Annotated in this window: 13 protein-coding genes; 3 read left to right on the plus strand and 10 right to left on the minus strand. The window is 45.8% G+C overall.

Features of this window, described 5'->3' with window-relative positions; genetic code table 11:
• Positions 1-135: 135 nt before the first annotated feature.
• Complete coding sequence (locus J4N42_RS20070) at positions 136-1,152, plus strand: GGDEF domain-containing protein (protein WP_252031571.1); 1,017 nt, start codon at positions 136-138, stop codon at positions 1,150-1,152.
• Between the two features lie 120 nt (positions 1,153-1,272).
• On the opposite strand, the gene J4N42_RS20075 is transcribed toward J4N42_RS20070, so the two are convergent.
• Complete coding sequence (locus J4N42_RS20075) at positions 1,273-2,205, minus strand: exopolyphosphatase (RefSeq protein ID WP_252031574.1); 933 nt, start codon at positions 2,203-2,205, stop codon at positions 1,273-1,275.
• 184 nt (positions 2,206-2,389) lie between these two features.
• Here J4N42_RS20075 and J4N42_RS20080 point away from each other — a divergent pair, with 184 nt between their 5' ends.
• The gene (locus J4N42_RS20080) at positions 2,390-2,650 is read left to right on the plus strand and encodes a putative hemolysin (RefSeq protein ID WP_252031576.1); all 261 of its coding nucleotides are present in this window, start codon (positions 2,390-2,392) and stop codon (positions 2,648-2,650) included.
• 79 nt (positions 2,651-2,729) lie between these two features.
• On the opposite strand, the gene J4N42_RS20085 is transcribed toward J4N42_RS20080, so the two are convergent.
• Positions 2,730-3,602, minus strand: coding sequence for a YdcF family protein (locus J4N42_RS20085; protein WP_252031579.1), 873 nt, complete (start codon positions 3,600-3,602; stop codon positions 2,730-2,732).
• A gap of 179 nt (positions 3,603-3,781) precedes the next feature.
• Here J4N42_RS20085 and J4N42_RS20090 point away from each other — a divergent pair, with 179 nt between their 5' ends.
• Complete coding sequence (locus tag J4N42_RS20090; RefSeq protein ID WP_252031582.1) at positions 3,782-5,152, plus strand: L-serine ammonia-lyase; 1,371 nt, start codon at positions 3,782-3,784, stop codon at positions 5,150-5,152.
• A 30-nt stretch (positions 5,153-5,182) separates the two neighbouring features.
• Here J4N42_RS20090 and J4N42_RS20095 read toward each other — a convergent pair whose 3' ends face one another.
• From J4N42_RS20095 to J4N42_RS20130, 8 genes are all read right to left on the minus strand, one after another.
• Entirely contained in the window at positions 5,183-6,064 is an 882-nt protein-coding gene (locus J4N42_RS20095; protein WP_252031585.1) for a LysR substrate-binding domain-containing protein, read from the minus strand.
• A 62-nt stretch (positions 6,065-6,126) separates the two neighbouring features.
• Complete coding sequence (locus J4N42_RS20100) at positions 6,127-7,521, minus strand: FAD-dependent oxidoreductase (protein ID WP_252031587.1); 1,395 nt, start codon at positions 7,519-7,521, stop codon at positions 6,127-6,129.
• A gap of 235 nt (positions 7,522-7,756) precedes the next feature.
• Positions 7,757-8,110 carry a DUF3316 domain-containing protein gene (locus J4N42_RS20105; RefSeq protein ID WP_252031590.1) on the minus strand — a complete coding sequence of 118 codons (354 nt, stop codon included), beginning with the start codon at positions 8,108-8,110 and terminating at the stop codon, positions 7,757-7,759.
• Positions 8,111-8,400: 290 nt separating this feature from the next.
• Entirely contained in the window at positions 8,401-9,303 is a 903-nt protein-coding gene (locus J4N42_RS20110) for an EamA family transporter (RefSeq protein WP_252031593.1), read from the minus strand.
• Between the two features lie 74 nt (positions 9,304-9,377).
• On the minus strand, positions 9,378-10,082 hold the full coding sequence (phnR, locus tag J4N42_RS20115) for a phosphonate utilization transcriptional regulator PhnR (RefSeq protein ID WP_252031596.1): 705 nt from the start codon (positions 10,080-10,082) through the stop codon (positions 9,378-9,380).
• A gap of 9 nt (positions 10,083-10,091) precedes the next feature.
• Positions 10,092-11,822, minus strand: coding sequence for a putative 2-aminoethylphosphonate ABC transporter permease subunit (locus J4N42_RS20120; protein WP_252031599.1), 1,731 nt, complete (start codon positions 11,820-11,822; stop codon positions 10,092-10,094).
• Between the two features lie 10 nt (positions 11,823-11,832).
• A complete protein-coding gene (locus J4N42_RS20125; RefSeq protein WP_252034109.1) occupies positions 11,833-12,942 on the minus strand; it encodes a putative 2-aminoethylphosphonate ABC transporter ATP-binding protein in 1,110 nt (369 codons plus the stop codon).
• Positions 12,943-13,129: 187 nt separating this feature from the next.
• Positions 13,130-14,140 (minus strand): putative 2-aminoethylphosphonate ABC transporter substrate-binding protein, encoded by a 1,011-nt coding sequence (locus J4N42_RS20130; RefSeq protein ID WP_252031602.1) that lies wholly within the window; start codon positions 14,138-14,140, stop codon positions 13,130-13,132.
• Positions 14,141-14,248: the final 108 nt, after the last annotated feature.

Here is a 14,248-nt window from a genome sequence, read left to right on the forward strand (position 1 = left end):
GAAGGAATTTATCAGTAATAAATAGAAGTTGAGCGAATCATTGGTATTCGATGATTTTATTGAGGAAAACTCAAACAAAATCCGCTAATCTTATCGGTATATGTACAGATTAAGCTTTTGGCAGCGCACATAATAATGACAAGTGACGACTTTAAAAAATCGACTCTCAATCTAAAGAAAGCTGTACCACTCATGATGAAAAATCATGTTGCCGCGACGCCCGCGAATTACGCTTTGTGGTACACCTACGTCGATAACGCCATCCCTCAGCTCAACCAAGAAATGGATATGGTGCTGGAAAACTTTGGTCTATGCCCACCCGCTTCTGCAGAGCAGCTGTATAACAGCTACGTCGCCTCGAAAGCGGAGACCAATGTCAATGAGCTAAGAACCAGCATGGAAGTGTTGGTGACTGAGGTTGCCAGCTCAATGACTGACACCCTTTCTGATACCAGTGACTTTTCCAAGTTAATCGATAAAAGTTTTAGTGACTTAGCTCGCGTTGAAGATGAAGGCCTGTCGATTGAAGAAGTCATGGGAGTGATTCGCCAACTCGTCACAGAATCACGTGAAATCCGTCATTCGACTCAGTTTCTAAATAGTCAGCTCAGCACCGCAAGTGAAGAAATCTCTCGCCTAAAAAGCCAGTTGGCAGAAGTGCAACAAGACGCTCTATTTGACAGCTTATCAAGCCTGTATAACCGCAAGTCGTTCGACAGAGATTTACAAGCGCTGTGCGCCGCTTCTCAACCAATGTCGCTTATCCTGCTGGATATCGACCATTTCAAATCATTTAACGATAACTATGGCCACTTATTTGGCGATACCGTCATCCGTGGCCTAGCGAAAAGGCTACAAACGAGCTGCCGTGAAGGCATTACGGCCTATCGTTTCGGTGGTGAAGAGTTCGCTTTGATTGTACCTAATAAGCAGCTCCGTATTGCCCGTCAGTTTGCGGAAACGGTACGCAGAGCGATTGAAAAGCTGTCCATTAAAGACCGACGCTCTGGCAAGCAAGTGGGCAACATTACCGCCTCATTCGGTGTAGCAGAGTTTATAGAAGGTGATACACCCGAAGCTCTGATAGAGAAAGCCGACAAGTTGCTATACGAAGCCAAACAATTAGGCCGTAACCGTGTGATGCCTATTTAAGCGAATGCAGTAGCGATACACGAAACTCAAATTGCATACTAAACAGAAAAGGCCAATACATTTGTACTGGCCTTTTCTTTGAATACGATTCTAGGGTCTGATTTAACCTCGGTTATCTGCCTAACCATCAGCGACAATTTCATTGATCAGCTCTTGCTGCACCGCATCCGCTTTTTCTATTGCTATCTGGCAAGTACCTGCGGCTTTGTGCCCGCCACCGCCATGCTTTAGCATCAACTCACCGACATTGGTTTTTGAGCTTCGGTCAAAAATAGACTTCCCGGTAGCAAACACGATGTTTTGCTTTTGAAAGCCCCACATTTTGTGGATCGAGATATTGCACTGCGGAAACAAGGCATAAATAATGAAGCGATTACCTGCATAGATGACGTCTTCACCGGTAAGATCTAACAGCACAAGGTTGTCATGAATGCTCGCACAGCGCTGGATCTGCTCTTTGAACATATTCTCATGCTCTCGGTATAGTGCAACACGTTCTTGCACGTCAGGCAATGCCAAAATTTCTTCGATGGTGTGATTTTCACAGTAATCAATCAAATCCATCATCAAGTTGTAGTTGGAAATTCGAAACTCTCTAAAGCGCCCTAGCCCAGTCCTTGCATCCATTAAGAAATTGAGCAAGTTCCAACCAGTAGAATCCAATACCTCATCACGATTAAATTGCGCTGAGTCGCCTTTGTCTACGGCGTCCATCATATCGGTCCAAGACGCTGGGAATTTGTCTAGCCCTCCATAATAGTCCCATACTACGCGCGCAGCAGAAGGGGTATCAGGCTCGATAATGTGATTCGGGTGATGGCCAGGATTTCGCAGCTTTTCAGATAAATGATGGTCGAATACCAAATGCGCTTCGGCAACATAAGGTAAGTTGGTGACAATATCGTTCTCGGTAATCGTCACAATGCCATCTTGCATATCTTTAGGGTGAACGAACTTTATTTCATCGATTAAATCTAGGTGCTTCAACAATACCGCACAAACAAGTCCATCAAAATCGCTGCGGGTAACAAGGCGGTATTTACTGTGTGACATATCCAATTCCTTATGATTTTAAGCATCTTGTTCGGTATGTGTTGTTATTATCGATACTATCAATAAATTAACTTTTGTTATAATTTTAGACATCATCGATCTTTTAACAAACTTAAGACAATGTTTTTTCGAACATCTTCTATAATCGCTTTTATGCTACTCATTGAGTTTATTGGAGAAAGTAATGAAAAAGTCCTATCTATTTGCAAGCGTAGCCGCGGTAACGGTACTAGCTGGCTGTGCAAGTGAGCCGGATGAATACGAAGTAAAAGAATACACTTCAGTGGCTAACCCAGCGGCTGTTTACTGTGTGCAGCAAGACGGTGAGCTAGAAACTGTCACTGAAAACAACAAGCGTGTTACCTACTGTGTACTTTCTGAAGAAGAACGCGTTGAGCAGTGGGAGTATTACCGTAACTCTCAAGAGAAAAACAAAGAGAGCTAATTGCGAAGATTCAACTTTGAATCAGTGATATCGAAAAAGGAGCGAATACCGCTCCTTTTTTAGTTTCTGTTTCTCGCCACTACAATGGTTTAGGAGATAAGGATTCAGGGTCGAGATGGCGATTAAGCGCAGTTAAATGACGGTGAAACTCTTCCAACCCGCTTTCAATATTCGCGACGCTTGAGAGATCCTTTGTTTCTCTGACTACTTTCTCGAGTTGAGGTAATCGCTCATCAAGCATGGTGAAAACCTGTCCACTAACCAGTGCCTTTTCTGACAACAACTTCGCATCGTGAATGGCCTGCTCTGCCAAACGCAGTGGCAAACATTGGACAGATTCTATGTCCCGCTTGAAAGCCCCGCTCACCACTCCTTCCAAGAATACGCGATACGTGGTGAGAACATCCATCAATAGGAACAACTGGCTCCGCAACGAAGTATGCGGATATGGCACAGCTATGTGGTCATCGATCTGATAGCTAATCGCAAGCTTGATACCTTGCTGCACCGTTTTGTCACGCAGCACTTTGAGTAGCCCCTGCTCATCCATTAACTGCTGGATTTCGAAAATGCGCTGTAGGTGGTAGTCGTTAGATACAAACGCCACCTCAAGTTCATCTCCTTTGCTAATCAAGCCACTATTAAGCAGCTCTTGCGAAGCGTTTTGAATGTTCTCGACTGTGCTTACCGAGCGGTTTTCCAGCAATATTTGATCTGTAGGAAAGGTAAGATTGCTCTGCTTCATCATGGAGATAAACGCTTGGAACATCGCCTCCGCTTCCGAGCATGTATTCCCAGCAGTAACCCCACCGCAAAACAGTAGCACAGTTTCTCGTTGCTTCAGGTTTGGCAGCGCCTTCACCAACCCAACGACCCGAGAGTGCCCTTCCTCAGTCAATCGGTCACCGACCAATCTTTTGCCTAGTAAGATAACTACCTTACGAATGCTCATCTTTTGCTCATGTCTCATTTTATTCGCCTATGAGGACGAAGATCTGTACAACTCTGTGCTAAGCCGTTACTTTGCAGTTGTTAACATTAAGTTAATGCCCTTTAAGCAGCCTAGGGCAACTCAACTATATTTATATAAGAGTTTGTTTTATCAAACCTCAAGTATCACAGGAAGTACTTATGCTATCTATCTTTGATATCTACAAAATCGGGGTCGGGCCTTCTAGCTCACATACCAATGGCCCAATGATCGCTGGCCACCATTTTACTCGCTTAGTTGCGTCGCATATTAGTAAAGTCAGCCGCGTTCAAGTCGATTTATACGGCTCACTATCGCTAACAGGTAAAGGCCACCATACCGACAGAGCCGTAATTCTGGGGTTGCTCGGTAACAAGCCCGACACGATTAAAGTAAGCAGCGCCAATCAAGCAATGAAAACCGCTATTGATGAAGGCAAGCTGCAATTAGCCGACGCTCACACGGTTAGCTTTAGTTACGAATCAGACATTCTTTTCCATAGCGATAATCTGCCATTGCATGAAAATGGCATGACCATCACTGCGTACGATTCTCTAGGGTCTCAACTGGCTTTTGAAACCTATTATTCAATCGGTGGTGGCTTTATTGCGACAGCCAAAGAGCTAGAAAATGGCAGTGATGAAGCGGAAACCCAAGTTGAGTACCCATTCACTTCAGCCGACGAAATGCTGCTACAAGCAGAGAAACATGGCTACAGCCTAGGTGGCATGATTCTTCGTAATGAACTGGCTTTCCAATCAAGTGACGCTATCGACCAAAAGGCTGAACAGATTTGGAAAGTGATGTCTTTGTGCATGGAGCGCGGCTTCGAAACAGAAGGCATCTTAGAGGGTGGCTTAAATGTTACCCGCCGTGCACCCAACCTTTTAAAGAAACTGGAAGCGAATGCAGCCGTTGAAAACGATCCAATGGAAATCATGGATTGGATCAACTTGTTCGCCTTTGCTGTCAGTGAAGAAAATGCGGCAGGTGGCCAAGTTGTTACCTCTCCGACAAACGGCGCTGCTGGGGTCATTCCTGCTGTGTTGATGTATTACCACAAATTCATCAAAGAGCTCGATACTCGCCAGTTAAAAGACTTTTTGGCTGTCTCCGGTGCCATTGGCATTTTGTACAAGACTAACGCCTCGATAAGCGGCGCAGAAGTGGGTTGCCAAGGCGAAGTCGGTGTATCGTCTTCTATGGCTGCGGCTGGGTTAACAGCGCTTCGTGGTGGTAGCAACGAACAAATTTGTATGGCCGCTGAAATTGCAATGGAGCACTCTCTTGGAATGACCTGTGACCCAATCGGCGGATTGGTTCAAGTTCCTTGTATCGAGCGAAATGCAATGGGCGCAATGAAAGCCATTAACGCCTCTCGTATGGCACTAAAACGTACCAGTAAGTGTTTGATCTCGTTAGATAAGGTTATCGAAACCATGTACCAAACGGGTAAAGACATGAACAAGAAATACCGTGAGACGTCACTCGGTGGCCTAGCAACCATTCACCTTGCTCCGCCTTGCGAATAGTCACAAATCAAGTAACACCCAACACACTGGCTAACGGAGCGACTCCTTTAGCCAGTGAGTAAAATGTTTCGAGTACAGATTGCTTTGGTTGTTTGAAATCAAGTAGTGCCCACTTTGGCTCGGCATTTCATGATCGGAGACTTTTACTAACGTCCCTTGTGTTAATTGCTCCTCCACCAGCAAATCCCTGACCAGCAACACCCCTAACCCATTCTCGGCCGCTTCAATCGATAGGAGTGAATGTTCAAATTGCCATTCTGCTTGCGCATTAACGTGTCCATCGCAATTAGGCGCAGCCGACTTGAACCAGTCGCCCCATCCTTCTCGATAACCAAACGTCGCAATTTTCGGAGCTGATGAAATCCCTTCAATCTCGTGTAGTGAGTAGCTTTTCGTCAACTCAGGGCTGGCGACTACTATCCAATTTTCTTGAGTGAGTGGCACTGCCGATTTGTCTAGCCAGTTTCCATAGCCATTAATAATCTCAAGGTCGGCTACCTTACTGCCATTCGGATAGGCATTCGACGTCGTCGACACCTTGATTTTCACCTTTGGGAAACGACGCTTAAAGTCGGCTAAACGAGGCATTAACCATTGATAACAAAAACTTTGTGCGACGTGTAACGTAAGTTGATGGGACTTTTTACGTTCGAACAGGTGATGTGTCGACACCGACAGTGATTCAAACATTTCGCTGAGTACCGGTAAGTAATACTCAGCATCTTCGGTTAGGGTTAATTTGGCACCATGACGCTCAAATAGCTGTGCATCTAAATAAAGCTCTAGCTGCTTAACTTGTTGGCTCACAGCCGCTCGTGTGACATTCAGCTCTTCCGCCGCCTTAGTGAGGCTTTGATGGCGCGCGGCTGCTTCAAATGCTCTTAGCCCATTCAGCGGCGGCAAATAACGCATAACAATCGATCATCAATAGCAAAACTGTCATTTTGACCAGCTAAAATGACAGTTCGATGACGTTAGACTTTATCTGTTTTACCCGCAGCCCCCGCCAGCTTGGATAGCCAGACATCCCAAGGCTTTGGTTTCAACTCATTGTCTTCCGCGTCTTCCTTGCGCCTCACCGCATTGCGAACCATCATCGCACCAAGCCAGCGCACTGGTTCCGGTGGAAACTGACCGAGAGGCCCCTTTGCCAAACCACATCGACTCCAATCATTGTCTAGTCCTAGCACCAAAGACGATAAGATTTTACCGCCAAGATGAGTTTGCACCACACCACTGCCGGAGTAGCCAAAGCCATAATAAATATTGCTTTGTCCCTCTAAGCTGCCGAAAAACGGTAACCCTGTCACTGAGCGATCTGATCCGCCAGTCCAACTATACGCAAAATCCGACTGCTCTAATTGAGGAAACAAATTCTGGAATGAGCGTTTCAACAGCGGTTGATACTTGGTCGGGCGGTTAAACATTTCATCGACTCTATTTGCAAAGGAGAATTGGTTGCCTCCTTTACCCAGCATTAACCTGCCGTCCTTGGTATCTCGGTAGTAGTGGACGAAGATTCTTGAGTCGACCACTGTGGCTCCTTGTTCTGGGCCATGCTGGCGCAACTTGTCGCTAATCGGGTGGGTCACCACCATATCCGACGACACCACGACGATGCTGCGCTTAAACTGGCGAAAGTGCTTCACCATCCATGCATTAAGAGCCAACACCACTTTATTCGCAGTCACGCTGCCATTAGGCGTGTTGACACGTGCAGGCTGACCAAAATCGAGCGTATTCATTGGGCTGTTTTCATAAATCTCGATGCCCAGCTCTAACGCTACTCGGCGTAGCCCTCTCACCAATAACGCAGGTTGAACACTGGCCGCAGCAGGAGAGTAGAATCCATCAATATGTCGATGGGAGCCTGCTTTTTTGGCCAATTGGTCGTCACATTTTTGCCAACTGTTGATCCCCAGCGAATCCAGCGCATCCACCACTGGCTCCATGCTTCCTTGCTGGGCGCTATTCGTCGCGGTGTAGTAAGTCCCCTTTCGGTATAACTCTGCATCAATATTGTGCTGATTACAGAACGCTTCGATGTCATAAACCGCTTGCTCAGACTGAGCAACCAACCATTTTGCTTGTTCTTGTCCAAACAAACGTTGTAGTGTAGGGAACTTGGTCGACCACGTCAGCATACAACCGCCGTTAGCACCTGAAGCGCCACTTCCACACAACCCTTTCTCGATAATGACGACTTTGTGGTTCGGTTGCTGCTGTTTGAGCATAATTCCAGTCCAAAGCCCAGTATAGCCCCCACCAACAATGACCACATCAGCGTCGATGTGCTGTTCGAGTGTTTGGGGCTGTGTATCTTGTTCGCGTTCTAACGCTTGTTTAAACCAAAATGAAGGATGGTTCATAGCTGACCTTTTTAATGATTTCCGTTGTCATTACTCTATGTGGTCAAAGCAAAGTGCACGAGCTAGATTATCTAACGTCAACCGTTAGGAATGGTGACGCCAGCAGTACGTTGTCGCCCATCATTTACTCTCTCTTAAAAAGAAAAGCCCCGCATAACGCGGGGCTCATTGTTATTTTAAGTTTTAGTGCTAGCAAAAACTTAATAATCACACTTTAGATTAATGCTTAACCTAATTAATCACGATCACGTGCACGATACTCGTAGCTGACATTCACAATAGGTTGATACGCCATACCTTGCTCGGTGATCAACTCATGCACAGTAACGTTTGAGTTGGTGACCGAAAATGATTTCACGTCGACTAACTCATTACCTGAGTGGCGAAGAGTTTGGTGCAACTCTGTTGATGACATGTTGCTGAGATCCATAAGCATTGTTTTGCCTTGCTCAATCGCCGCTTCTTTAGACGCGACGGCATCACCGTTGATGCGCTCTGAACTCACTTTAGAATTGTAAGCACCACTCAAACCCGCCATAGCACTTACGCTGAACATTAGAATTGTTGTTAAACCGATTACCTTGATCATAACTGACTCCTTTTCTTACCTAAAAGTGAACTCGATGTTTGCTCTCGAGTTCTTGTTAAGTACCGATAAAGACCCACAGCAGATCAGATATATTTCATTAAAAATTTCACCCATTCATAATTATTTTCCACGAAAGCTCGCAGTTAATAATTGGCGCTAAAAATGCTAATTCAATTAGTTTCAATGAATACAGGCAGTTATTGCTTCAACACTTAAAATAAGGCTCAAATTAACACGCCATTTTTTAGAATGTTTGGCAATATGCCGCACGAAAAGGTCATAAAGGCGCTCTAGCTAAGGGATAAAACCAGCCCGATTAAAATCAGCAGAACCCCTACTCCACGGGTGAGGTACCATTTTTCTTTCAAGAAAATTACCCCCATGATAAGTCCGAATACAATGCTGATTTGACGCAACGCGACCACAAAGCTGACGTTTTCTGTCATTGTCATCGCAAACAGAACCAGTCCGTACGTTGCTGCCATCATACTCCCCGCAACAAGCGCTGAACTGCGAATTTTCCATGCTACACCGAATTGCTCTCTTTGCTTGGTCGCCAGCAAATACACACTGATTGGCATTGCAATCGCCCAGAACTGAATACCGAGGTAAAACACAGAGGAGTATTGATCGGCAATAAGCTCACCCACCGATTGATTAATCAAAAGCAACGCTTCTTTGTCAATGATGGAATACCCAGTTGTACCCACCGCAGCAACCAATGCCCAAAGTACCCCGAGGTTGAGGTAAGAGGAAAAGTTGAGCTGCTTAAAACTGTCGAGAGGAACAACTAAACAACCCAATGTAATGAGAGCAAAACCAAACCAGTGCAGTGGCTCCAGTTGATGCCCAAGCACCACAGTGCCCACACCAACCATGAGCACAGGTAAGGCTCTTGCCATTGGGTAAACTACGCCTATATCCGCATGCTTATAGGCTAGGCCTAAACCCAGCAGATATACCATTTGGCTTATTCCGCTCACTAACAAAAGTTTCCAGAAAACTGGCGGTAACGACTCAAGGCCGATGGTGTTCAAATACCAAATCAAATAGGGGGTGAGCAAAGTAGCTGCGGCGCTACTGGTTGCTAAAAAAAACGCAGCACCAGAGACCTGATTACTTTTCCCTAGAATATTCCAACCGGCATGAAGAAGCGCAGAAAAGACGACTAACGCAACCGCGAAAAGAGTCATACTAGTTCCTTGAATAAAGCCATTTAAAGAAAAGCTCCTGCAGCGGATGCCGTAGGAGCTAATTATAGGATGAGTTAACGTTCGAGCTGAGCCAATGACTCTATGCTGATCGCATCGTGGCGCCAATACTCAATATCGCAATCAATCAACTCACCGCTTTGGTTGTAATTGATTCGCTCAACCACCATCGCTGGAGTGCCCGACGTCGCTCTTAAAGCCTGAGCGGTTTCTCCAAGTAAAGAGCTGGTGCTGATACGGTAGCGTATTTTTTGATATACAACGCCAAAGTGCTCACGGTAGATATCCGTCAGCGAGTTAGACAAGTCGAAGTCCAGCAAGTTAGGGAATAGCTCCGGGCGAATATAGTTAGTGACATACACCACCGGTCGGTCTTCTAAATAACGAACTCTATCGACTCGGTACACATCCGAGAAAGGCTGAAGATCGAGTAAGCTGGCCGCTTGTTTATTAGCAAGAATGCCTTTTGCCGCCACCAACTCTGTTCTTGGCTGTCTGTTTTGCCCTAGCGCCATGTTGGTGAAGTTCAACGTTTGAGTAGGATCGTAGCGCAGCGGTGCAGGTGAAATAAACCAACCTCGACGGTCTTCTCGGTAGATTTTCCCCTCAGCTTCTAGCAGCGAAAGCGCTTCGCGCAGTGTGACTCTCGTGGTATCAAACGATTCGGCTAGCTTACGCTCTGCTGGGAGCTTTTGACGAGGTGCTAACATGCCCGAATCGATCTGCTCTACGATGGCATCCTTAATTTTTACGTACTGCACAAATTGTCCTTATCTCTTACGCCAAGCTTGGGTTTTATTTTCTAACGCTTTACCAACTGTCATGTGAACGAGTTTGGCGAGTGCGGCTGAAATCATTATCATCACAGCCATCGCGGCGGCTGCACCAGTTTGTCCTGCATCATCCATATTCAATACAGATACAGAAGCTGGAATAGTGTCGGTCGAATATAAGAATACTACCGCAGAAGTGGTGGTTAATGCATTAATAAACAGATAGGTAGCAATATCCAAAATAGCCGGCAAACAAACTGGCAAGGTTACTTTAAAGAACAATTTGTACTGCGGTAGCTTAACCGATGCCGCCGTGGCTTCGATTTCATCGGGTAGTTGCTTTAAAGCAGTTAACGCTGTCATATGACCAACAGTGTAGTAATGCACTACGGTATTAATGACCAGAAATGCCATCGTTCCGTAGAGGATGCTTAGCGGGTTATTGGCATCATTAAAGTAGAATATATACCCCAAGCCCAGCACCATACCAGGAACCGCCATTGGTACCACACTCAGCATTTGCATCACTTGGCGAATCGGGGCAAATGAGCGACCTTTCTCAATACAGTAGGCACCCACAAAGATCACCGCTGTACCAATTACCGCTGTCCAACCTGCAAGAGTGAGTGAGTTAAAATACGGGCTCCAGCCATAGGTGCTCATTTCAGCAAAATTATAGTTGTTCAGCGTTAGTGCTTTATTCCAAGGCCAGAATGTCACCAAAGACCCATACACAGCCATGCCCAATACAACCAGTACGGCAATCGAAATAAGCGAACAGTAAACCAAACACAATCCATCTCTAAGCCTATTAGGTTCTGGCTGATACGGTACCGAACGAGTGTCGAACATACTTTTCTGTTTTTTCTGCACCCATCTGTCAGCAACGAACGCAAGTAAAGCAGGCAATAACAGAATCAAACTGGTTACTGCACCCATCGAAAAATTCTGTTGCCCTACAACTTGCTTAAAGATATCGGTTGCCAGAACGTTATAACTCCCCCCGATGACTTTTGGTACACCGAAGTCGGTAATCACTAGGGTAAACACCACTATCAATGTACTTATCAAGCCGAACTTCGCCGCAGGTAAAGTAACGACAAAAAAGGTTTTGATTGGAGACGTTTTTAGGGCTCGCGCAGCTTCATACAAGCGCGCATCGGAAGTACGTAAAGAAGTCGTCAGTATCATTAAAGCATGAGGAAACGTCCAAAAAATCAGGCCCAAAGAAATACCAATCAGGCCGTAAACGGAATTTCCGGCTAATACTTCTTTCGCGATTCCTTGATTACCAAACAAGAAGATCAAACTGATCGCAGGTAGCAAAGAAGGAGCAAGAATGGGTGCCGTACCTAATATTTGGAACAGCCCTTTCATTGGCATACATGAGCGTGTTAAAGCATAAGCGTAACCAAAAGCGAGAACCCCAACCACTGAAGTCACAATGAGGCCAACAGTGAACGTATTGCCCAGAGAGTGCCAAAGACTTGATGAAGCGAAATAGGTCGCAAAGTTCTCAAAGCCAACATATTCCCCATCACTGTTTTGCACGCTTTTGGTCAACATCGCCCACAGCGGCATCACGATGAACAATACCATCAAGGTTGATAGAGTCAGTAAAATGGCGAACAGCACGATGTTATCTTTGCTCACACGAGCAGCCATCGAGTCCAACATCGACGGCTTACGGCTGTTCGAAGAGTTGGTCGTCATGGTATCAAAATCCATTTATTTACCCTTAAGCAGCCAGTGACTTGTGAGAAGTGACTGAGCGCTTTGAATACGCTCTTAACCCACTTTGTGCAAACGTAATGTAGCGAATGTCGCCTCGGCGTAGCTTGTTTTCTGTTACCCACTCTACTGGGATGTCCACCAAAATTGGCTTAGCTTGGCTGTCATGCTGCAACTGGCACTCCGCTCGATAGAAAGCCCCTAGGAACTCAACATCCGTCACTCGTACAGGTAAGCCATCATTAAAGCTCGACGTAAACTTGATACTTTCAGGGCGCACCGCAAGCTCGAAGCTGTCACCACGGGCAATCGGCATATTTTCTATCACAGGGAGTGGGATCAGCGATTCTGCAATGCGCAGTTTGGTGTCTGTCGCCACCGAGGATTGAATGAAGTTCATACTGCCAACAAATTCCGCCACAAATCGAGTTGCCGGCTGTTGGTAAATCTCTTGAGGCGTCCCTACCTGTTCAATCACCCCGTGGTTCATAACCACGATACGATCGGCCATTGTCAACGCTTCATCTTGGTCGTGCGTGACCATAATGGTGGTAATGCCTAACTTTCGCTGTAACTGACAAATCTCGTCACGCAGGTGAGTACGAACTTTCGCGTCCAGTGCCGATAAAGGTTCGTCCAGCAACAGTAACCCCGGCGACAGCGCCAGAGCACGAGCAAGCGCGACACGCTGCTGCTGACCTCCGGAAAGTTGGTTCGGGTATTTTTGAGCCGATGTCGGCAGTCCGATGGTCTCTAGCCAACCATCGACTTTTTCCAATGCATCTTTGGTCGACATACCTTGGTTTTTAAGGCCAATGGCAATGTTCTCTTGCACAGTAAGGTTTGGGAATAAAGCGTAAGATTGAAACACAATGCCGAAGTCGCGTTTCTCTGGAGGAAGAAAAGTGGTGTCTTGACCGTTTTGATAAATAGATCCAGAAGTCGGCAAATCTAGGCCTGCAATCGCGCGCAATAATGTCGTTTTACCGCAGCCTGATGGTCCAAGAAAGCACACAAACTCACCCTGCTCTATCGCAAGTGAAATCTGTTTTAATGCTGTGAACTGACCGAATTGCTTCACAACATTTTCAATGGTTAAGTAAGGTTGGTTGGTCATCATCAGATACTCTCCAATTGGTATACACCAACCTTAGTTCTGGTTTATTTCAATTCAATGACGAATTTATAGAGAGAAGATGACACTTGTATTGCAGTTTCAATATAGATTGAAGCTAGCTCGAAAAACGCATTTTAGAAACAACAAAGGAGAGCCGAAGCTCTCCCAATACCGCCTTAGTTTTAGGCTAAGATTTTGGCTCTGACTTTCCGTCGAATTTCTCAGACCACTTTGCTAGCACTTTCGAGCGGTCACTACCCATTTTCGCGAAGTCCATTTTCGCCATTGATGCTTCAACATCAGGGAAGTTAGAAACCGTTGCCGTCACTTCTTTATGAGCAACGACTGGGTACATTTCAACGTACAATTCGTTAGCGGCTTTTGAAATCGACCAATCCACAACGCGTTTCGCTGCTTCTGACTCTTTGACTAAGCCAACCGCTTCTGATTCCCAGCCAATCCCTTTTGGTGTAATCACAGCAAGTGGAGCGCCTTGAGTTTTCAGCTTCGCACCACGGCTTGCCATGGAAATACCGATAGCAACTTCACCCATGCCAGCCTGAACACAAGGCTTGGAACCAGAGTGTGTGTAGTGAGCAATGTTGTTATCAAGTTTCTTCATGTAGTTCCAGGCTTGATCTTCGCCCATGTTTTGCAACCAAGCCGATACTTGCATATAACCTGTACCAGAAGACGCAGGGTTAGGCATCGCAATGTGGCCTTTATAGACAGGTTTCGTTAAGTCTTCCCACGACGTTGGTTTTGGTAAATCTAGCTGTTTCGCAACCGCTTCGTTGAAACAAACCGCGTTGAAGAAAGCATCGTTACCAAACCAAGCTTGAGCTGATTGAGGATCGTTTAGGTCACTCTTCAGCATATCTAGACCTTGCGGTGTGTATGGTTGCAAAATGCCTTCTTCTTTTAGCAACGCCATTGACGATCCCGCTAGACCCCATACGACTTCAGCACGAGGGTTATTTTTCTCTGCCAGCAATTTAGCCGTCATGATTCCCGTTGAATCACGCACCCATTTGATCTTAACGTCTGGGTTTTCTTTTTCGAATGCCGATTTATATTTCGCAAGAATATCGGTTTCAAAAGCAGTGTAAACCGTCACTTCCTGCGCTGCATATGCATTTGTGGCCAACAGTGATACAAGTGCAGCCAGTGATCCTTTCATCAAACGGTTTTTCATCATTTTCTCCAATTATGGCGTTGTTTGGGTATAAAACAGTCTGTTCAAATTCAATCTAATTCGCTTTTGCGCTATCAATTGGTCTGTACCAGTTGACGATATACACCCTAA

This window comes from Vibrio sp. SCSIO 43135, from assembly GCF_023716665.1.
Classification (GTDB): Bacteria; Pseudomonadota; Gammaproteobacteria; order Enterobacterales; family Vibrionaceae; genus Vibrio; species Vibrio paucivorans.